This is a genomic window from Lactobacillus sp. ESL0684 (assembly GCF_029392675.1).
In the GTDB taxonomy this organism is placed as follows: Bacteria; Bacillota; Bacilli; order Lactobacillales; family Lactobacillaceae; genus Lactobacillus.
This window is the reverse complement of sequence record NZ_CP113941.1, coordinates 1102331-1121505: the sequence shown is the minus strand read 5'-3', so window position 1 is coordinate 1121505 and position 19175 is coordinate 1102331. Positions and strand designations below refer to the sequence as shown.

The following is a 19175-nucleotide window of genomic DNA, read 5'->3' as shown; positions in this document are numbered from 1 at the left end:
AGGTGGTAATGCTTGAGCTTAACAGTAAAACAACGAAAATTTGCAGATGAGTACATTAAATCTGGTAATGCTACAGAGGCAGCGATTAAAGCAGGTTATTCTAAACGAACAGCTTACTCAATTGGACAAGAAAACCTGAAGAAAGTTGAAATCGCAAATTACTTGGAGAAGCGTATGAAAGAAATATCTAATAGCAAAGTTGCAGATCAACAAGAAATACTTGAGTATTTATCATCTGTGATGCGAGGCGAGCAAAAGGAAGATGTGGCAACTGCAAAAGGCGTTGCAGTTGGCGCAAAAGATAGGATTAAGGCTGCTGAATTGCTAGGTAAACGGTCAGCGATGTGGACGGAGAAACATGACGTGAATGCTAAGCTGGTGAGCCCAGTGCAGATTATTGATGATGTACCAGGTGAAGACGATGGTGGTTAGACTGACAAAGCTAATTGCACCGTCTTTTTATTCGGTCTATCAAGACGTTAAACATCATAAATATGCCAACTACTGGCTAAAAGGAGGACGTGGTTCAACCAAGTCCTCTTTTGTTTCACTCGTAATTATCTTGGGCATGATGCAAGACCCCGAAGCTAATGCTGTAGTGATCAGAAAGGTCGCCGTAACATTGCGTGATTCGGTATTTGACCAATACCTGTGGGCAATAGATAAGCTAGGAGTGGCTGATTACTGGGCTTCCAGTACAAGTCCGATGCAGCTGACTTACTTACCAACGGGACAGCAAATTCGTTTCAAGGGTGCTGACAAACCGCAAAAGATTAAGTCACAGAAATTTAGGCGCGGTTATACGAAGTTCAAACATTTTGAAGAGATTTCAGACTTCAAAGGCATGGAAGAAATCCGTAACATCAATCAATCACTCAATCGTGGTGGTTCAGGCATTGTTACGTTCAGTTCTTATAATCCGCCAGCTAGTCAACGTAATTGGGTTAATGAAGCAACTGAGCAGCAAAGTTTACGTTCTGATACATTGGTGCATTCTTCTGATTATCGTTCAGTGCCGCAAGAGTGGCTTGGTAAGGAGTTTATTGCTGATGCTGAACAGTTGAAGCATGATAACGAAAAAGCTTATCAGCATGAGTATTTGGGTGAAGTCACAGGTACAGGTGCAGAGGTCTTTGATAACCTGACTATCCGTCAGATTACTCAACAAGAGCGTGACAACTTTGAGAGTATTTATCACGGTATGGACTTTGGTTTTACCAACGATCCAACTGCTTACGTTGATATTGCCTACGAACCCAATAAGCGACGAATACTTATTTTTAATGAAATATATCAACGCCGTTTAATGAACAATGAAGCAGCTGAAAAGATTAAGAATGCTGGTGTAGAACACGAACTAATATCAGCGGATGCGGCAGAGCCGAATACGATTGCTGAATTACGCAGATTAGGTCTTAACGTTGTTGGTGCGCCCAAAGGTAAAGGTAGCCGTGAGTTTACTTATAAATGGCTGCAAGGACTAGCAGAGATTGTAATTGACCCCGTTACATGTCCAAATGCCGCAAGAGAATTTAAAGACTATGAATATGAAAGAGATGGCATGGGTAACTTCATCGAGAATTATCCTGATGGTGACGATCATACAATTGATGCAGTTAGATACGGTATGAGAAGAGCAATGGTGAAAGGAGGTTTTGTTCCTTGGAAATAACAGCAATACAAGAATTAATAAAAAGTACTTCAAAAAGTCGTGAGTCATTTAAAAATGAATATGAAAAGTCACTACGCTATTATAAGACGCAAAACGATATTACTAATAAAAACAGTGGTAAGTCACAAACGAATAAGGATGGTAAAGACGAGCCACTAAGGCATGCTGATAATCGTGTTAGTTCAAACTTCCATCAGTTGCTGGTTAATCAAGAAGCAGGTTATGTGGCTACGGTTGCTCCGCAGATTGATGTGGGCAGTCAGGCAGATAGTAATAAAGTAGCTGATGTGTTGGGTGATAACTTTAATCTCACACTCAACCAGCTGGTTATTGATGCTGCTAATGCGGGCATTGCATGGCTACACTATTGGCTTGATGAAGACGGTAATTTTAGATATGGCGTAATTGAACCAAGTCAGATAACTCCGATATGGTCGACTGAACTTAATCGCAAGCTACTTGCAGTGTTGCGTAGCTATCGACAGTTTGACGAAGAAAAAGGCGAATACTTCAATGTTCATGAATATTGGACTGATAAGGTTTGCCAAGTTTATCGAGAAAAGGATAATGCTAATAAGTATGAGCTTGAGCCATATAATTGCTTCACTAGCTTTGATATGACGGCAGGCTATGAGACTGGGCAAAGTAATGTATATGAACATGATATGGGTCGAGTACCGTTTATTGCGTTTCCTAAAAACAAGTATCAGCAACCTGATTTGATGAAATATAAGGGTTTGATAGATGCCTATGATGATATTTACAACGGGTTTATCAATGACCTAGACGACGTGCAAGAAGTTATTCTGGTGTTGACCAACTATGGTGGTGAAGATGTAGACAAGTTTGAAAATGAACTGAAACAGCATAAAGCCATTAAATTAGATAATATTGGGACTGGCGATAAGTCCGGTGTTGATAAGCTAACAATTGACATACCGACAGAAGCAAGAGACGATGCGCTAAAAATCACACGTGAAGATATCTTTCTTTATGGCCAAGGTGTTGATCCAGCCAAGTTTGAATCAACTAATGCAAGTGGAGTGGCCATTAAGATGCTGTATTCACACCTAGAAATGAAGGCAGCTAACACTGAAACGCAATTTAGAGATGCAATTACTGAGTTAGTACGAGCGGTTATGAACTATCTTGGTTTATCTAATCCAGATGGACGTAAAATTACACAGACATGGACACGTACACAAGTTGAAGATGATCTAACGCAGGCACAAACTGTTGCCCAGCTAGCTAACTATACAAGTAAGGAAGCTATTGCTAGAAATAATCCGCTGGTTGAAGATTGGCAACAAGAGTTGGAAGACCAGAAGCAGGATATTGCCAATGATGATCAATATGCTGGTGATGACTATAAGCGAGTAGACGGTGCCGATAATGACGAAGAAACAGACGCTTAGATATTGGCAACAACGTCAATTAGATGAAAAGCAACGTCAGTTAGACAACGCTATCGATTACGAAGCAGCATTGCGTAGTCGCATGAAAAGCTTGTTTGTCGAAATTCGGCAAGAAACAGATAAATTTATGAAGCGTTATGCGGCAAATAATGATATATCTGTTGGTGCTGCAAGAAAGTTGCTTGCACATATCAACACCACTAATTGGCAGATGACCCTTAAGGAATTCGAAACAAAGGCTAAAGCAGGTGGCTTTGATAAGGAATTAGATAACGAGTATTTTAAAAGTAGAATTGCTCGTTTGCAGAATATCAATGAGCAACTACAAGAATTATGTGGTAAGTTTGCCAACAAAGAGTCTAACAATATGGGAGATGCGTTAGCTAATCAATTCCAAGATATTTACCTCCACCAAAATTACAATTGGCAAGATTCACACAACGGCTTTAGTATTGATTTTACACATTTTAATGAAACACAACTAAAGCAGATAGCTAATCAACCTTGGCAAGGCAGCAATTTTTCTAAGAGGATTTGGAAGAACTATCATGATGTTTTGCCTAACCAGCTGACTGATGTATTATTGCGTGGTACATTGCTTGGCTATTCGCCTGAGCGTGTTACTAAGATGCTACAAGACAGATTTGTGGATATCCAAAGAAAGCAAATTCACCGGTTAGTTATCACAGAAATGGGACACGTTGCCGAAGAGGCAACTGCAACTTTTTACAAAGATTCCAAAATTGAACAGTACGAATACATGGCCACGCTTGAGTCGCATACTTGCGAAGAGTGTGGCTATTTAGATGGCAAGATTTTTAATGTTAAAGATAGAATTGACGGTGAGAATTATCCGCTGATCCATCCGTATTGTCGCTGCACAACAGTGCCTTATGATGAGAACTTACCTGACATAGAGACACGGTGGATGCGTGATCCTGAAACAGGTAAAGGTAGGTTGGTCGGCAGCATGAGCTTTCACGATTGGAAGAAGCAATATGTTGATCATACTGATATCAAGATTGAAAATCGTGCTGTTCGTATGGAACCAAAGAAAAATGGTAAATATGAGTGGAATGAACTTAATGCCGAGGCGTATAATAAGCATGTAAAGGGAACACCAGAGTTTGATAACTATAGTGCTAACAGTAAGCGACCAGTTAGTGAATTAACAGTTTCGTTTGAAGAAGCTAATGAGTTGCTTGAGAAATATGGGATTAATAGATTTAATAAACATCAAGTATATTTTAAAGCTGATGATTATATTGGCTACTGGGTTGATAGTAAAGGCGTCCATCGCCCTACTAAAAAGGGACGTATTAGCTATAGCAAAAAAGGTGCGCATATTACACCAATTATTCCTGATGAAGGCAACAGAGGTTAATCATGGATCCAAATAAAATGAATTTTACAGATATTTTAGCTAAATTTAGAGCCAGAGAAGTTTTGTTTACTCTTAAAGATGGCACTCAAAAGAAAACATTTGTTAGTGAGATTGAAAATGAAGATGACGATCAACCTGAAACTGTGTTTATGGGCGGAAGTGAATCAGATGATATTTGGATATCTGACGTAGTTAGTGCAGAGGCAGTTTAATGGCTAAAGATGACTATTTTGTAATTATGTACATGCTGCTTAAACGGCTGTATGATTACCTAAAGCAAGGTAAAATTATCTCTAATGAAGAATTAGATGAAATAGGTAGTCAATATAATCAACAATATTGGACCTATATTTTGCTTAATATGTCTGAACAAGATTATATTACTGGCATTACACCAGTAAAGGCTTTGGGAGGAACAACTATTAAGTATAACAATGTGCAAATTACTCCAACAGGGATTGAATACTTATTTAGCAATTCAATGATGGAACGAGTTAAACGAACACTAAAAGATATTAAAGGAATTATTCCTGGAATGTAGCATTCAGAATTATCTGAGTGCTTTTTGTTTGCCCTGAGCATGGCGTAAAAAGGCTTATTTTTTATACCCTTTTGAGAAGTCAACTCGTAAAAAGATGTTAAAGGAGCAGAAATGAAAAGAGAAAATTTAAAAGATTTAGGTTTGAGCGAAGACGTTATTGACAAAGTCATGACTATGAATGGTGAAGACATTAATGCTGCTAAGACAAAGGCAACTGAACTTGAAGAAACTAACAAATCATTGACTGAGCAAATTACTAATCGTGATAAAGATTTGAAAAAGCTACAGAAGCAAGTCAAAGATAACGATGGCTTAAGTGATCAGTTAAAGGATTTACAAGCTCAATACAAGCAAGATACAACTAAACTGAATGAGCAGTTAAGTCAGACTAAATTATCTAATGCGATTAATCAGTCGTTAGCGCAAAGCAAAGTACGTAACGCTAAGGCAGCCAAAGCATTACTCAATATGGACGATATCAAATTTGATGAGCAAGGCAATCTAATTGGCTTAGATGAACAGGTTAAAAGTCTCAAAAAGTCCGATGCCTATCTATTTGACGAAGGTAGTAAGCAAACTTATGAGCCTAAGAATGGTGATCCAACTGGCGATAACGAGGCTCAAACTATGACAAATATTTTTACGAAAGGATTGGTAAATAATGACAACAATTAATTTTGCTGAACAGTATCAGCAAGCAATTCAGGACTCATTCTATAATTTAGATGGAGTTTTATATTCAAGAGATTTGTGGAATTCTCCAGCAAACTCAATGATTAAATTTGATGGGGCAAAGCATATTAAACTACCGAAGCTTACAATTTTAAGTGGACGAAAGGATAGACAACGGCGAACGATTACTGGCTTTAGTACCAATTATTCTAACGACTGGGAAAGCTATGAACTAACTAATGAGCGTTATTGGCAAACACTAGTTGATCCACTTGATGTTGATGAAACAAATTATGTAGTATCAATTGCTAACATTACTAAGCAATTCAATTTGACTCAAAAGATGCCTGAGCAAGACAGATTCATGTTTAGCCGGTTATTTAGTCAGAAGCAAGAATTAGATGGTGGTCAAGGCATTCATACTGAGACGCTAGACGAAAATAACATTCTTGAAGCCTTTGATACTATGATGTTGGACTTTGATGAAGCTCGGGTACCAGCACAAAATCGAGTGCTTTATATCACACCAAAGATTAATGCCATTTTAAAACGAGCAGTGGCCAAGAACCGAAGCATGTCGATTGATGCTAATAATCCACAAAGAACAGTTTACAGTATTGATTCTGTCAAGCTTGTAATTGTTCCGGCTGATTTAATGCAAACAGCATTTGACTTTAGCGATGGCTCAAAGGTAATCGATTCGTCTAAGCAAATTGACATGTTCTTAATTTATAACGGCATTCAACTGGCACCTGAGAAGTATTCATTTTCTGGATTTGACCAACCGAGTGCTGCTAATTCAGGCAACTACCTGTATTACGAAGAGTCATACAATGATGTGCTGTTATTACAAACAAAGACTGCGGGAATTGAATTTGTAGTATCAGATAAACCGACTGTTGCACCTGCACCAGAGGTACAAGATGTTGAGCCGGAACAAAATACCCCGGCAGGTAAAGCGTCAAAGAAGAAGTCAAGTAAGTAGGGATGAATATGGATTATCCTGCTTATGAGGACACACTTGCTAAGGTATGGCTACTGCTACCGAATAGTGATAGTAATCCAAACTACGAAGTAATTGTTAAGTTTACGCTTGAGAAAGCAATTAATGATGTAGCAAATTACTGTAATACGCCGATTGACGAATTACCGGAAGAATTGAGTAGTACGATAGTTAGTTTGACTGTGCAGTTACTTGAAACTCACGGCTGGCTTAATAGTCAGCGAGACAACAGTAATGTAGAATCCATTTCTGAAGGCGATGTGTCAGTGACGTTTAAGCAGCCGAGCGAAATCTACAAGGATTTGCTGACTGTTAATACAATCAGTGATGACTACCATGCAATTCTTAATCACTACAGGAGGTTACCAGAGTAATGACAGTGTTTGACAATTTAACCAGAGCAGCACCACTGCTTTGGCATGATAAGGCAACAATAACTGGTAAGCGAACGATTAAACATGGCGCTATCACCGATAGCGAGACCGTGACGATTGTTTCTGATGAGCCATGCAAAGTTATCTTAAAAACGCAAAAAGCCAGTACACAATCGTTTTTTGGTACTGATGAGTATGATGCTGAATTACTAATTAGAACGGGCATTGATATTCCAGCAGGAGCCAGAATTGCCGTTACTGATGTGAATGGCAAAGTTGTGCAGTATAAATATGCCAGCAAAGGCTATACTGGTTATGCTAGTCATCAAGAATTAGCGATGGTGAGGGATGAAAAAGCATGAGTCTAGGGACAGTTGACGATGCTGAATTTAAAGCTTTCACTGAAAAGATTAAAGGTGCTGTAGATATGGGGCAACTAAAGAAAGCTGTTGAACATAGCGGTACTCACATTGCTTTTGAAGCTTTGAAGAGGCTAAAAGCTACTACGCCTGTCAAAACTGGACACTTAAGGCGATCCTGGTTTTACACCGGAATGCACTATGATGGTAGTGGCTTCGTAGTTAATTTAAAAAATGATGCTGAATATGCTTCATTTGTTGAAAATGGGCATAGAACTCAAGGAGGCGGTAGCTGGGTGCCTGGATTATTTTTCATGAAGAAGGCAACGGAAAGCATCAATCATCAACTTCCACAATTAGTTAGTCCTGCACTAAAAGAGTTTGAAAGAATATTAAGACCATGACCATAACAGAGAGAATTGCAAATGAAATAGCCAGTATTTTTCCAGATGCAGTAATTTATACAGAGAATCAAGACAGTAGCTTTGAGCAACCGTCTTTTTTTATTCAAAAAATATTGACTGCGACAGCTCCGCTATTATTTGAGAATCAAGATCGGAAATATCACTATCAAGTGGTGTATTTTCCAGAGAAAGAGCACTCAAATGCTGATATGGAGCGTGTGGAAGATAAGTTATTGGATAATTTTACACAACTATCAGGTTTTGCCAGTATTCATAACCGTGAATTTGAAATTGATACGGCAAATACCGTTTTAGAGGTTAAATTTGAGGTTTGGACTTGGACAATTGGACAGGATGACACGATTAAACAAAGAAAGGTAGAAGTAAATGGCGGAATTAAAGACTAAAAAGCCAATTAGAAAAGAAAATAGATTTACTAAAAAAGCAATTCTTAATAGCAATCTTTTTGGGACAGTTGATAAGGATATCCTAGCAACGGTTTTAGACCATAAAAGAACATATACAGTTGATGAACTGCAAGCAGCTATTAAGAAATTCAAAGGAGGTATTTAAATGGCAGGTGGAACATGGAAAACGCAAAATAAACGGCGTCCAGGTGCTTACGTTAATGTAAAAAGTACAGCGCAGGCAGCTTCAGAATCAAGTCTTGGTAGAACACTGTTACTTAGCAATGCTCAACTAGGTTGGGGTGCTAAAGGCGTGATTGAGTTGCACAATGACAGCAATTTTAAGGAATTACTGGGCACAACAATTGATGATCCAAAATTATTAGCATTAAAACAGGTACTAAAGGGGGCTGAAACAGTCCTCTTTTTAAATACTAATGATGGAGTAAGAGCTAGTCTTAATGATCCAGCCCTACCTTGGAAGTTTGTGGCACGTTATCCTGGAACTAAGGGCAATGATATTTCTATTAGCTTAGAAAAGGATCCAAATAATACGACAATTGTTAATATTACAACATTGTTTGGCACAGAAATTGTTGATGAACAAACAGTCACTACAACAACGGCTGGTAATTTGTTAAGCAATGACTACGTCAGCGTAACTCTAACCGCTGAAGACGGTGGACAGGCTAAGCTAGATGCAATCAATGCAGCTGCTAGTTATCAACTAACTGGCGGGACGACTTCACCGGCAGCTACTGAAGATTTGATGTCTGACGTAATGGAAACTGAAAATTATTCGGTAGTAACTACAGCTGGTTATCCAGAAGACAGTAATATCCATTCATTATTAGTTAGTGCTGTTAAACGACTACGTGATAGTGAAGGCATGAAGATTCGTGGCGTAATTCCGTCGAGTTCAAGTATCAATAACGTTAACTATGAAGGTATTTCGATGGTTGCCAACGGGTTGACGCTAAACGACGGTACAACTTTGTCAGTAACTGATGCGTCAGCGTACTTTGCTGGTCTGTCCAGTTCAGCTGATGCGGCTACTTCACTGACTTACTACGAAGTTGAAGATGCAATCAGTGCTAATCCGAAATTAAACAATGACAAGACGATCAAGGCACTGGATGCAGGTCAAATTGTCTTTACGACACGTCCTGGTCAACGGGTAGTGATTGAGCAAGATGTCAATTCACTCACTAAGTTCACTCAGGATAAGCATAAGAGTTTTAGTAAGAATAGAGTAATGCGAACGCTTGACGAGATTGCAACTGATACCGAAGAGACTTTTGAGAAGTCATACTTGGGTAAAGTGGGCAACAATGCTAATGGTCGTGATCTATTCAAGGCTAATCGAGTAACCTATTTACAAGGGTTAAATGATAGTAATATCATTCAAGACTTCAGTGCAACTGATGTAGCTGTTGAAGCCGGAATTGATAGTGATTCTGTAGTAGTTGATTTAGCTGTTAAGCCAGTTGACTCAATGGAAAAACTATACGTCACGATTAACGTAGGATAAAGGAGGAAAATAAATGGCTTTAGAAGCAAGTGATTTTTTAAATGGTAGAAATGCCATTTCGACTAAAGAAGCAACAGTAACTTTAACTATCAACGGTCAAGTTTATAAGATGATTGAGTGTAAGGAGTTTACCGCCAAACTCGAAAAGAAAAAGGAAGACATCCAAACACTCGGCACACACTGGAAGCGCAAAAAGACTACTTCAATCGAAGGAACCGGTAGTTTAAGTGGGTACTTGATTAATTCAAACTGGATTAAACAAGCGATGCCTTACATTGAGAATGGTCGTGATCTATATTTCGATATCACTTTAGCGATTGAGGATAAGACGACCGATTGGGGTAAGCAAGTAATCCAACTAACCAATGTAAATCTTGATGAAATTCCAATCGCCGATTTCAAGGCAGACGATGGTGTTATGGAAGTTAAGTCCGATTTCTCGTTTGAAGGATTTAACTTAATCGACGAGTTTAATGGCAGTTTAGCTTAAGGAGAATAGAAATGACTGAAACAGTAAAAGATTTTTTAATGGAAAATGTTGAAAACCCGATTAAAAAGGAAAATGTTAAATTTAAACGGTTTAAATCACCGTTCAAAATCAAGTCGCTATTAGCAGATGATGTCACTAAGCTGCGTAATCAAGCAACCAGACAAGTTTTAAATTCTAAAACACACCAGTATGAGGCACAAACTGATCAAAACAAGTTTACTGACCTAATCGTTGAAGCAAGTGTTACGTCACCTGACTTACACAATGCCGATTTGATGAAGAGCTATGGTGTGGTTGATGGAGATGCAGCCAAACTGCTGCAAAGAATGCTGACGATTGGCGAATACAACGAATTGTCCGAGCGTGTTATTAAGATTTCTGGTATTGGACAAGAAGATGCCGAGGAAGTTAAGAAAACAGCAAAAAACTAATTGAAAACTCGATTGGTGATTTTGCGGTATTCCATTATGTGCTTAATGAGTATCACTGGACACCAAAGCAATGGGATTCATTGAGTGATCGAGAAAAAATCCTAATTCAAGCATCAATCGAGATTAGACAAGAACATGAAAAAGAAGATGTTGAGAACATGAAACGGGAGAGCAAGGCATAAAGCTTCAAGTATTACTTATATCTCTAAAATATCAATATGTGCTATAATTAACTCATGAAAAAGCCAAGATTTAAGAGTTATACTCGTCCTAATGGACATGATGAATTTTTAGAATTTTTTATTAGCCTGTCTGAAAAGGATAAGGGAAAGCTAGCTGCGCAAATTGATAAAATTCAAAGTCACGGCTTAGAAATTGCTATTCGGTTAGAATGGGTTAAAAAGTTAGACAAGAATTTGTATGAAATTCGTTCTAAAGTCAGTTCTAATATTCAAAGGGCTGTATATTTTCATGTTGAGGATAATCAATATATGATAACTCATGGGTTTACTAAAAAAACGCAAAAGACACCTAAACGTGAGATTGAACATGCCAAGGTTATCAGAGCTGAGTATTGGCATGAAAAGGAGGGTAAGTAGTATGAGAAAAGACGCTGTTATAGATGTAGATGACATTTTTGCTAAGTATGAAAAAAATCCTGAATTTAAAAAGGCTTATGAAGCTGAATCTAATAAGTTAGAAAGTGCGATTATTGTTCGTCAAGAACGTGATAAATTTGGTTGGACGCAGCAAGAATTAGCTGACAAAGCAGGGGTACCGCAATCAACTATTGCTAGAATTGAAAATGGTGCTAATACCAGTATTGATACCATGTCAAAAATTGGTAGTGCCTTTGGTAAAATGGTTAAAATTAGTTTTGCCTAATCCCTATTATAAAAAATATTGTGTGAGAAAGACGATCTATTAAGATCGTTTTTTTGTTGTTAAAAAAGGAAGGAGGTAAGAAATGAGTACAATTGAGGCAACGATAAAGATAGTTGACGCTTTTAGTGGTCCTCTGAATCGATTGTCTGGTGGATTGCAGAAAAGTATGGGTGGTTTTGAAAAGCTGAAAAGTTCACTAGGCGGCAATACCTTTGGCAATGCAACTAAGCAATCAAATGGCTTTTTTAAGTCAATGGTTGGTGGAACTGTTATAGGGGGCGCTCTTAATAAGGGTATTCAAACAATAACCGGTTCGTTAGCTGGAGCAATTGATAGATTAGATACTATTGACAATGCCAGCAGGTCATTTCAGAACATGGGTTTTTCTGCTAAGAGTACCCAATCAGCTATTTCAAGTTTAGATCAAGCTGTTAATGGGTTACCTACTCCTATTGATTCTGCACTGCGCAATACACAGCTATTGGCAGCATCGACTGGTAATTTAGATAAATCGACGCAAATATTTAAGGCAATGAATGACGGAATTCTAGGATTTGGTGGAACTTCAGCCATGGTTAATAATGCTGTGTTACAACTCTCTCAATCTTTAGCTAATGGCAAAATTGATGGAACAACCTGGAACAGTATGATAAATAGCAATATGGGACCAGCTCTTGAAGCCGTAGCTAAAAAAATGAGTATAACTACTGGAGCATTAAAAGAAGGTCTATCTCAAGGAAAAATATCCGTTAAAAGTTTTGAAGATCAGTTGATTGATTTAGATAAACATGGAGGGGGTGGATTAAAATCTCTTACCCAAATTGCAGCTGATTCCACAAAGGGAATAAAAACAAGCTTTGCTAATTTACAAACCGGTATAAAGAATGCGCTGGCAACTGGCATACTTAAGCCGTTGGTAGATGCTGGTTTAACCGATACTCTGAATCAACTAACAAACAAAATAAAGGCATCTGGTCCTAAAATCGCTGATGCATTTTCACAAATCATCGTTAAGGTTAAATCAATTTCAACTGACGTTTTTAGTGGCTTCAAGTCAACTGGAGCTTTATCGGCTGTTAATGATATGTTGCATGAACTTGGAGATTCAATCGGTAATGTCATGAACAAAGCTTCAGCAGGCGGTGGTAACAATTTCTTTACCCAGCTTGGCAGTTTTGCTGGTGGTGCAGTCAGAGGTGCAGCTAATGCGATTAGTGCAATTGCACAAGCGATAGGACAGATGGATCCAAGTACTCTAAAAGCATTAGGAGCAGCTTTTATTGTCTTAAAAGGCGGCGTCAAAGGCTTAGTACTTGCTGGTGTAGTTGCTGGACTAAGTAAAATTGGTCAAATGGATTCGGGTCAAATAAATAATGTTGCTAGTGCAATCAAGGCACTTGTTGCAGCTTTAATTGGATTTAAAGTACTTGGAGGAATTGCTAATACAATTATGTCAATAAGCGGCGCTCTTAATGGTTTAAAAGCGATGCTGGAAGGTATGCAGACTATGGGAACAGCACTAACAGCAGCAATGGCACCGATAGCTGGTACAATCGCAATAGCACTTGCTGCCGTCACTGTTGTGATAATATCTGCGGTTTATGCGTGGCAAAATAATCTATTAGGTTTTAGAAATTTCATTTCTGGTATTTTTAATAATATTGGAAATATTTTTGCACCATTTATGCAGGCATTAGGCAATCTAGGCAATGCGCTGTCGCCAATCGGTAACATGTTATCTGGACTCGGTAAAATAATCGCAAGTGGCGTAGCTGGAGCTATTATGAAGGCTGTTCAGCTTTTTGGATTATTGGTTGACGCTATTACAATGGCTATAGATGCTATAGCTGGAATAATTTCGATGTTAAGAATGTTTGCTGATGGCTGTAATGTTGCACTACAAGCAATTAGAGACTTAGTTACTCGGAATTGGAGTTTTAGCAATGCCAAGAATGCCATGAAAGATGTGCAATCTGACGTTGACAACATGAAGAGATCCTTTGCTGGTATCGGAGACGTATTTAATAACGGTGCAACTGCTACCATTAATAGTGTTTTTGACCAAATAAGTAGTAAGGCTAAAAATGCTAAAGCTAATATTGATAATATAAAAGCGCCAAATATTGCTCAAAGCAATGCTAATGTTATGAGCATGAACAATATTGCTGGTAATAAGCAGGCTCTAGGTAAAGCAAAAGTTAAAGTTGGTTATGAATTCGACGCTAACCCACTTGCTAAAATGAAAGTTCCAGCAAAGATGAAAGTCAAAGCAGACACTTCATCAGTTGATCAGACGCAACAAAGAATGGCGGCTAAATTTGGTGCTAAACCAGTTAAAACTAAATTTAAAGCAGATACGTCATCACTAACAGAAACCCAGCAAAAAGCTCAGGCTAAATTTGGTACCAAGCCAATGAAAATGAAAGTTGCAACGCCTAAAGTACCAACTCCAAAAAGTTCTAAAGTGAAGCCACTAAAGGTTAAAGTAGCACGTCCTAAAATACCACAGCCAAAACGACCTAAAATCAAGCCATTACACGTTAAAGTAGCTAGACCAACCATACCGCAACCTAAGCGACCAAAACTTATGACATTACATGTCAAAGTAGCACGTCCAACAATTCCTACACCTAAAATGCCTAAATTGGCCAAGATAGCCGCACCTAAAGTTGGTAAGCCATCGATGGCAGGCGTAGTGTCTGCAATTAGATCGGGAATGAATCAGGCTGTTGCAGCAGTAAGAGCTGGTGGTACTAAAATGGGCGCTGCTGTTCAGCAAGCAGTAAGTCGTGCCGCAGCAATTGCTCGAACTGGTGTAGGTCCAATGCGTAGCGCAGGTTCTATGATTGGTGCGGGACTAGCGGCAGGTATGCGATCGCAAATTGGTGCTGTTGCAGCTGCAGCTGATGCATTAGTTGCTCAAGCTAACCGGGCTGCTCGAGCCAAAGCTAAAATTCACTCGCCATCTAAGCTTTTTGCTGAGGTTGGTGGTTTTATCGGTCAAGGTATGGCAATGGGTATGATGGACACGGTAGGTCTAGTATCCACTGCTGGTGGTAACTTAATTAACGCTGCTAATAGTGGTGCAAGTGGTTCAGTTGGGCTCGACTATAAAGGCTTAGGTGCCATTACAGCTGATAGCCTTGCGCGTAGTCAGAATATTTCAACCCAGAATAGTAGCAGTGACAATAGCCGTGTGCTTACGATTGAAAAAGGTGCAATTCAAATTACGGGCTCACATAACCCTGAACAAACAGCCGAAGATGTACTTGCTGCAATTGAAAATAAAATGGTTGAGATTGATAATCGGAAACTTTAAGGAGGTGTATTAATGACTAGTATTAGCAGTAAAGTGAAAAAGAAAGCTAAAGATGAATTAGAAGAAGACCAATTTACGATTTATTTAACGAATTATAAAGACAATAAAACCATTGAATTACCGGTTAATCCGGCTGATTTAATGGTCAAGTATGAATCTGATGATAAGTCGCAGACAGTAGTCAATCTAGGCGAAATTAATCAACAAGGCTTTTTGAAACTTAGCACTTTACAAATTGAAAGTACCTTTCCTAAAGAGGAGGAGCATTATGTCACAACAGACGACTTTCACGAGCCAGACTATTACATAAAGTGGCTCAAGAAAATTGAAAAAGATCGGGGTCATCTGCAGCTAGTTGTGTCATCAACTACTCTTAGTAAGACAATGACCATTGGCAGTTTTGAAGTAGGCTTTAAAGATGGGTATGACGGCGAATATGCTTATACGCTTGAGCTAAAAGAATATCGTAAAGCCAGCTATACCAAAGTCAAAAAGAAAAAGAAGAAAAAAAGCAAAAAGTCTTCGCATAAAAAGAAGCGTACTAGTCCTGCTAAAAAGATTGGTATAGGCTCAACAGTAATTGTCAATGGGCGATTGCATGCTGATTCTGACGGTCATGGTAAAGGCTTATACGAGAAAAATGCTAAGCGTAAGGTAACCAATATTGCCAACGGGCATAAATACCCAATCCATGTGTCACTGACTTCTGGTGGTGCACGCGGCTGGGTTAAGAAAAGTGAAGTGAAGAAGGCATGATTACATTTTTTCAAATTTGGTCACGAGATAAAAAGAAAGGCTATGACGTTAAGAATATCGTAGCTAATTTAAAATGGATTACTGACCTCAATTTTTCAGCTGGCCAATTAGATTTTGATTTGGTTTACCAAGACAAGACTTATTTACCAGCACTTGGCAGTATCGTAAAGTTTTATTGGGATCACAAAAAGGTGTTTTACGGCTATGTTTTTAAAGCAAAACTTACACATGAAAAGGCTGTCAGTATTACTGCTTATGATAAAAGTCGGTATCTGAAGACCCAAGACAGCATTGTGTGGAAATCAGGTACAATAGCAGATCGTTTCAATAATGTCTGCAAACGAGCAGGTATCAGTCATAAGGTGGTTGATAAGCCTAAGCATAAAGTTGCTGCTGAAGTATGTGATGGCAAAAGCTATTTTGATATGCTCAAGTCAGCAATTAAGAAGACACTTAAGTCCACAGATCACATGTATTTTATCTATGCTAACTATTCTAAATTGGAATTACACCGTGCGCCAAGGAAAAAACTCAAAATTATTATTGGTGATAAATCAGGTATGACTGGTTTTACTTATTCCAAAGATATTGATAATACAGCAAACGTAGTTAAGATAATCCAAAAGAATGAGAAAAAATCGAAATCAAAGTCGGCTACTGCTAAAAGCGACGATCCTAAGAAGACTAGCTTTAAGTCTGTGACTAAAAAGGGTAGTACGGTTAGTCGCTGGGGTAAGCTGCAAATTACCGAAAATAAGAAGAATAAGGCTAATCATGCTCAAATGGTCAAGCAGGCCAAAAACACACTTAAACAAAAAAATAAAGCTAATAAGTCGCTAACGATTGATTGCATTGGTAATTTGGATTTGGTAGCTGGTAATAGTGTTGAAGTGAAGATTAAGGGATATAAAACAATAAAGAACTGTGCCATTTTAAAAGCAACGCATAATTTCGGCACAGACTATACTTGTCAATTAGAACTGAAGGTGGCCTCATGGCTGGCGAACAACTCTGGAGAATGATGCATGAGCGTGGCGGCAGCGACAGCGAATATAGCGATATTGTCTATGGTACTGTTAGCTCAGTTGATCCATTAGAAGTACAACTGGCTAATGACATGATTTTAACTGACGATTTTATCGTGTTAGGTAAAAATATCGGCAAAATCGTACTAAATGGTAAGACTAAGGTATATGCTCATGATGACCAAATCGGTAAAGAATCGGGCAATCGACCGACTATTACTGAAAAAGTAAAGTACGAGCTAGACAATAGTCTTAAAAAAGATGATAAGGTGACGATGATTCGGATGGATGGCGGTCAGCAGTTCTATCTGTTTGAAAGAGAACCAAAGAAGCCACTAGAACTGGAATGAGGGGAGTACTGTCAATGGACGATGATGACTTAATCATTGATGAAGATTTAGCTTTCGATCCTGATTTGGATACAGTTGATGATGACGATGAAGAACTTGAAGAAGATGAACCAACACTAACTTTTCAAGTTAAAAATGGAAGAATTCGTAGCAAGTTTGATGAACTACCAGCTATGGTGCAGGCAGTCGATAAGATATTGCGCACTGAGCGCTTTGTTTATCCAATTTATAGTGACCAATACGGCAACGACTTACCAGATTTATTTGGCAAGTCGTTTTCTTATGCTCGCGTTGAAATACAGCGCATGCTAGAAGAAGCACTACTTGACGATGACCGAGTCACTGATTTGGTTATTGATTCTATTCAGCAGCAAGATAGTACGACACTGTTTGTAAAAGGTACTTGCACAACAATATATGGCAAAGTGCCAATAGAAAGTGAGGTGAAGCTAGGTGACACCAGATGACTTAGCACAAGAATTTGAAGAACATGATGTAGACTACTACCTTGATGAAATGTTAGATGCAGTGCCGGATGATATAGATAAGCGTGAGGGTTCAGTAATTTACGATGCAATCGCACCAGCAGCGCTCGTAATGGCACAAGAAAATTTGCGTATGGCTACGATTATTAAGGAAACTTATGTAAAAACAGCTGATGGTGAATTCTTAGATTATCGAGCGCAAGAGCGTGGAACTGAAAGATACGCAGCAACACAGACAGAAGTTAAGGCTAAAATAACAGATAGTGACGGGAACTCAATTAATAACGTACAGATAGGCGACCAATTCGCTTCGATTGGTGAAACGCCTATTTTTTATACCGTGACACAGATTTATGATGATTTAACGGTTGCTATGACTGCTGATGATCCAGGCACAACGCCGAATGGCTATTTAGGGCAGATTTTACCAGTGACGCCGAATGATGAATTATCTTGGGCAGAAATTACAGAAATAATTGCGCCGGCTAGGGATGAAGAAACTGACGATCATTTACGAGCAAGATTACTTGGCTCAGATGATTGGATTGCTTATGGTGGTAATGTATCAGATTACCTAGCAATGACTAACAAAATCTCTGAAGTCGGTGCAACACAAGTTTATCCAGTTTGGAATGGAGCTGGAACAGTTAAACTAGTAATTTTGAACAACAATTTGATGCCAGCTAATAAAGAACTGGTCAAAAAGGTGAAAAACTTAGTTGATCCATCTGATGTTGAAGCTCAAGGATATGGTATAGCACCGATTGACCATCAAGTTACAGTAGTTGCTCCAACAGCCTTACCAGTTGATATTGCAACTAATATTCAGATTGATGGACAACATGGTGCAGATGTAGTTAAGCAACAGATTAATGATAAATTATCAGAGTACTTTAAAAACTTACGAGCAGATTGGCATGTGATTGATCCAAAAACTGGACGAGGCTATGCGATGACAATTTACCGTTCAAAAATTTTAGCGCAGATCATGCAGATTGAAGGTGTGGTTAACGCTACAATTCCGACATTGAATGGAGCTGCCCAAGATGTGCAACTTGTTTTTAACAATGATGAATCGCAGTTACCAATTTTAGGGAAGGTGACTTTGAATGAGTAACAACCTGATGGAATATTTACCCGAATATTATCAAGATGTCTACGAAATGCAGGCAATTATGCACGCACATGGACAGGTCTTAAACGATTTTGAAGATAGGCAAATTAGAGCCTTGTTAAATCAATTTGTAACACAAACAGATAGTAAGGGGATTGCTGTTTTTGAAGATCAAGTTGGCATTCAACCGACCTTAGGTGAAGATTTAAAAACTAGGCAGAATAACGTCCTGATGCGGCTATTGCCACCAAGACCAATTACGATTAAATATTTAAAGGAATTATTTGGAACATTAAAATTACCTGTTAATATTACAATTGACCACGCTAAACGAAACGCAATTATAGAGGGCAATAGTACGGATATTGGCAATGAGCAAATTGACAGTATCAGATATATCTTGAACGTTTATTTACCGGCTAATATGATTTATGAGATTAGAATCGCACTAAAGCAAGCGATCATTGGCAATGATTTATTTGTTGGATTGGGAACAACGGCAAAAGTAGAAACTGAGGTACAAGCAAATATATCTCAGTTTCTTAATTAAGGAAGTGA

At 38.5% G+C, this 19175-nt stretch carries 25 protein-coding genes; all 25 read left to right on the top strand.

The features are described 5' to 3' along the window. Positions 1-12: 12 nt before the first annotated feature. Positions 13-432 carry a terminase small subunit gene (locus tag OZX56_RS05310; protein ID WP_277139158.1) on the top strand — a complete coding sequence of 140 codons (420 nt, stop codon included), beginning with the start codon at positions 13-15 and terminating at the stop codon, positions 430-432. Next, positions 422-1672: a PBSX family phage terminase large subunit gene (locus tag OZX56_RS05305; RefSeq protein ID WP_277139157.1), complete on the top strand. Its 1251-nt coding sequence runs from the start codon at positions 422-424 to the stop codon at positions 1670-1672. The genes OZX56_RS05310 and OZX56_RS05305 overlap by 11 nt, the downstream gene beginning before the upstream one ends. Then, the gene (locus OZX56_RS05300) at positions 1663-3087 is read left to right on the top strand and encodes a phage portal protein (protein WP_277139156.1); all 1425 of its coding nucleotides are present in this window, start codon (positions 1663-1665) and stop codon (positions 3085-3087) included. The genes OZX56_RS05305 and OZX56_RS05300 overlap by 10 nt, the downstream gene beginning before the upstream one ends. Then, positions 3065-4471 (top strand): minor capsid protein, encoded by a 1407-nt coding sequence (locus OZX56_RS05295; RefSeq protein WP_277139155.1) that lies wholly within the window; start codon positions 3065-3067, stop codon positions 4469-4471. The genes OZX56_RS05300 and OZX56_RS05295 overlap by 23 nt, the downstream gene beginning before the upstream one ends. 2 nt (positions 4472-4473) lie before the next feature. Beyond that, the gene (locus OZX56_RS05290; RefSeq protein ID WP_277139154.1) at positions 4474-4683 is read left to right on the top strand and encodes a hypothetical protein; all 210 of its coding nucleotides are present in this window, start codon (positions 4474-4476) and stop codon (positions 4681-4683) included. Further along, entirely contained in the window at positions 4683-5012 is a 330-nt protein-coding gene (locus tag OZX56_RS05285) for a YjcQ family protein (protein ID WP_277139153.1), read from the top strand. Before OZX56_RS05290 ends, OZX56_RS05285 begins: the two co-directional genes overlap by 1 nt. Before the next feature lie 111 nt (positions 5013-5123). Continuing rightward, entirely contained in the window at positions 5124-5687 is a 564-nt protein-coding gene (locus OZX56_RS05280; RefSeq protein WP_277139152.1) for a phage scaffolding protein, read from the top strand. Then, the gene (locus OZX56_RS05275) at positions 5674-6669 is read left to right on the top strand and encodes a capsid protein (protein ID WP_277139151.1); all 996 of its coding nucleotides are present in this window, start codon (positions 5674-5676) and stop codon (positions 6667-6669) included. Before OZX56_RS05280 ends, OZX56_RS05275 begins: the two co-directional genes overlap by 14 nt. A 2-nt stretch (positions 6670-6671) precedes the next feature. Further along, positions 6672-7061 (top strand): hypothetical protein, encoded by a 390-nt coding sequence (locus OZX56_RS05270; RefSeq protein ID WP_277139150.1) that lies wholly within the window; start codon positions 6672-6674, stop codon positions 7059-7061. Then, positions 7061-7423, top strand: coding sequence for a hypothetical protein (locus OZX56_RS05265; protein ID WP_277139149.1), 363 nt, complete (start codon positions 7061-7063; stop codon positions 7421-7423). Before OZX56_RS05270 ends, OZX56_RS05265 begins: the two co-directional genes overlap by 1 nt. Further along, positions 7420-7824 carry an HK97 gp10 family phage protein gene (locus OZX56_RS05260; protein ID WP_277126121.1) on the top strand — a complete coding sequence of 135 codons (405 nt, stop codon included), beginning with the start codon at positions 7420-7422 and terminating at the stop codon, positions 7822-7824. The genes OZX56_RS05265 and OZX56_RS05260 overlap by 4 nt, the downstream gene beginning before the upstream one ends. Beyond that, complete coding sequence (locus tag OZX56_RS05255) at positions 7821-8231, top strand: DUF6838 family protein (protein ID WP_277139148.1); 411 nt, start codon at positions 7821-7823, stop codon at positions 8229-8231. Before OZX56_RS05260 ends, OZX56_RS05255 begins: the two co-directional genes overlap by 4 nt. Beyond that, on the top strand, positions 8212-8397 hold the full coding sequence (locus OZX56_RS05250; RefSeq protein WP_277139147.1) for a hypothetical protein: 186 nt from the start codon (positions 8212-8214) through the stop codon (positions 8395-8397). Before OZX56_RS05255 ends, OZX56_RS05250 begins: the two co-directional genes overlap by 20 nt. After that, entirely contained in the window at positions 8398-9762 is a 1365-nt protein-coding gene (locus tag OZX56_RS05245) for a phage tail sheath family protein (protein ID WP_277139146.1), read from the top strand. A 13-nt stretch (positions 9763-9775) separates the two neighbouring features. Beyond that, positions 9776-10252: a phage tail tube protein gene (locus tag OZX56_RS05240; RefSeq protein ID WP_277126125.1), complete on the top strand. Its 477-nt coding sequence runs from the start codon at positions 9776-9778 to the stop codon at positions 10250-10252. 11 nt (positions 10253-10263) lie between these two features. Continuing rightward, a complete protein-coding gene (locus OZX56_RS05235; protein ID WP_277139145.1) occupies positions 10264-10683 on the top strand; it encodes a hypothetical protein in 420 nt (139 codons plus the stop codon). A gap of 236 nt (positions 10684-10919) precedes the next feature. Beyond that, a complete protein-coding gene (locus OZX56_RS05230) occupies positions 10920-11282 on the top strand; it encodes a type II toxin-antitoxin system RelE/ParE family toxin (protein WP_277139144.1) in 363 nt (120 codons plus the stop codon). A 1-nt stretch (position 11283) separates the two neighbouring features. Then, positions 11284-11568, top strand: a complete 285-nt coding sequence (locus tag OZX56_RS05225) for a helix-turn-helix transcriptional regulator (RefSeq protein ID WP_277139143.1) — start codon at positions 11284-11286, stop codon at positions 11566-11568. 82 nt (positions 11569-11650) lie between these two features. Then, positions 11651-14887 (top strand): tape measure protein, encoded by a 3237-nt coding sequence (locus OZX56_RS05220; protein ID WP_277139142.1) that lies wholly within the window; start codon positions 11651-11653, stop codon positions 14885-14887. 12 nt (positions 14888-14899) lie between these two features. After that, positions 14900-15643 (top strand): hypothetical protein, encoded by a 744-nt coding sequence (locus OZX56_RS05215; protein ID WP_277139141.1) that lies wholly within the window; start codon positions 14900-14902, stop codon positions 15641-15643. Further along, positions 15640-16665 carry a late control protein D gene (locus OZX56_RS05210; RefSeq protein ID WP_277139140.1) on the top strand — a complete coding sequence of 342 codons (1026 nt, stop codon included), beginning with the start codon at positions 15640-15642 and terminating at the stop codon, positions 16663-16665. Before OZX56_RS05215 ends, OZX56_RS05210 begins: the two co-directional genes overlap by 4 nt. After that, a complete protein-coding gene (locus OZX56_RS05205) occupies positions 16638-17018 on the top strand; it encodes a DUF2577 domain-containing protein (protein ID WP_277139139.1) in 381 nt (126 codons plus the stop codon). The genes OZX56_RS05210 and OZX56_RS05205 overlap by 28 nt, the downstream gene beginning before the upstream one ends. A gap of 14 nt (positions 17019-17032) precedes the next feature. Further along, the gene (locus OZX56_RS05200; RefSeq protein ID WP_277139138.1) at positions 17033-17485 is read left to right on the top strand and encodes a DUF2634 domain-containing protein; all 453 of its coding nucleotides are present in this window, start codon (positions 17033-17035) and stop codon (positions 17483-17485) included. Further along, positions 17472-18620: a baseplate J/gp47 family protein gene (locus OZX56_RS05195; RefSeq protein ID WP_277139137.1), complete on the top strand. Its 1149-nt coding sequence runs from the start codon at positions 17472-17474 to the stop codon at positions 18618-18620. The genes OZX56_RS05200 and OZX56_RS05195 overlap by 14 nt, the downstream gene beginning before the upstream one ends. After that, positions 18613-19167 (top strand): putative phage tail protein, encoded by a 555-nt coding sequence (locus OZX56_RS05190; protein ID WP_277139136.1) that lies wholly within the window; start codon positions 18613-18615, stop codon positions 19165-19167. Before OZX56_RS05195 ends, OZX56_RS05190 begins: the two co-directional genes overlap by 8 nt. The last annotated feature ends 8 nt before the right edge of the window (positions 19168-19175 follow it).

What these genes read in the sequence shown, in the direction of transcription:
- OZX56_RS05305 (WP_277139157.1), top strand. Translation starts at nt 422, where the DNA reads ATGGTGGTTAGACTGACAAAGCTAATTGCACCGTCTTTTTATTCGGTC.
- OZX56_RS05295 (WP_277139155.1), top strand. Translation starts at nt 3,065, where the DNA reads ATGACGAAGAAACAGACGCTTAGATATTGGCAACAACGTCAATTAGAT.
- OZX56_RS05290 (WP_277139154.1), top strand. Translation starts at nt 4,474, where the DNA reads ATGGATCCAAATAAAATGAATTTTACAGATATTTTAGCTAAATTTAGA.
- OZX56_RS05285 (WP_277139153.1), top strand. Translation starts at nt 4,683, where the DNA reads ATGGCTAAAGATGACTATTTTGTAATTATGTACATGCTGCTTAAACGG.
- OZX56_RS05280 (WP_277139152.1), top strand. Translation starts at nt 5,124, where the DNA reads ATGAAAAGAGAAAATTTAAAAGATTTAGGTTTGAGCGAAGACGTTATT.
- OZX56_RS05275 (WP_277139151.1), top strand. Translation starts at nt 5,674, where the DNA reads ATGACAACAATTAATTTTGCTGAACAGTATCAGCAAGCAATTCAGGAC.
- OZX56_RS05270 (WP_277139150.1), top strand. Translation starts at nt 6,672, where the DNA reads ATGAATATGGATTATCCTGCTTATGAGGACACACTTGCTAAGGTATGG.
- OZX56_RS05265 (WP_277139149.1), top strand. Translation starts at nt 7,061, where the DNA reads ATGACAGTGTTTGACAATTTAACCAGAGCAGCACCACTGCTTTGGCAT.
- OZX56_RS05260 (WP_277126121.1), top strand. Translation starts at nt 7,420, where the DNA reads ATGAGTCTAGGGACAGTTGACGATGCTGAATTTAAAGCTTTCACTGAA.
- OZX56_RS05255 (WP_277139148.1), top strand. Translation starts at nt 7,821, where the DNA reads ATGACCATAACAGAGAGAATTGCAAATGAAATAGCCAGTATTTTTCCA.
- OZX56_RS05250 (WP_277139147.1), top strand. Translation starts at nt 8,212, where the DNA reads ATGGCGGAATTAAAGACTAAAAAGCCAATTAGAAAAGAAAATAGATTT.
- OZX56_RS05245 (WP_277139146.1), top strand. Translation starts at nt 8,398, where the DNA reads ATGGCAGGTGGAACATGGAAAACGCAAAATAAACGGCGTCCAGGTGCT.
- OZX56_RS05240 (WP_277126125.1), top strand. Translation starts at nt 9,776, where the DNA reads ATGGCTTTAGAAGCAAGTGATTTTTTAAATGGTAGAAATGCCATTTCG.
- OZX56_RS05235 (WP_277139145.1), top strand. Translation starts at nt 10,264, where the DNA reads ATGACTGAAACAGTAAAAGATTTTTTAATGGAAAATGTTGAAAACCCG.
- OZX56_RS05230 (WP_277139144.1), top strand. Translation starts at nt 10,920, where the DNA reads ATGAAAAAGCCAAGATTTAAGAGTTATACTCGTCCTAATGGACATGAT.
- OZX56_RS05225 (WP_277139143.1), top strand. Translation starts at nt 11,284, where the DNA reads ATGAGAAAAGACGCTGTTATAGATGTAGATGACATTTTTGCTAAGTAT.
- OZX56_RS05220 (WP_277139142.1), top strand. Translation starts at nt 11,651, where the DNA reads ATGAGTACAATTGAGGCAACGATAAAGATAGTTGACGCTTTTAGTGGT.
- OZX56_RS05215 (WP_277139141.1), top strand. Translation starts at nt 14,900, where the DNA reads ATGACTAGTATTAGCAGTAAAGTGAAAAAGAAAGCTAAAGATGAATTA.
- OZX56_RS05210 (WP_277139140.1), top strand. Translation starts at nt 15,640, where the DNA reads ATGATTACATTTTTTCAAATTTGGTCACGAGATAAAAAGAAAGGCTAT.
- OZX56_RS05205 (WP_277139139.1), top strand. Translation starts at nt 16,638, where the DNA reads ATGGCTGGCGAACAACTCTGGAGAATGATGCATGAGCGTGGCGGCAGC.
- OZX56_RS05200 (WP_277139138.1), top strand. Translation starts at nt 17,033, where the DNA reads ATGGACGATGATGACTTAATCATTGATGAAGATTTAGCTTTCGATCCT.
- OZX56_RS05190 (WP_277139136.1), top strand. Translation starts at nt 18,613, where the DNA reads ATGAGTAACAACCTGATGGAATATTTACCCGAATATTATCAAGATGTC.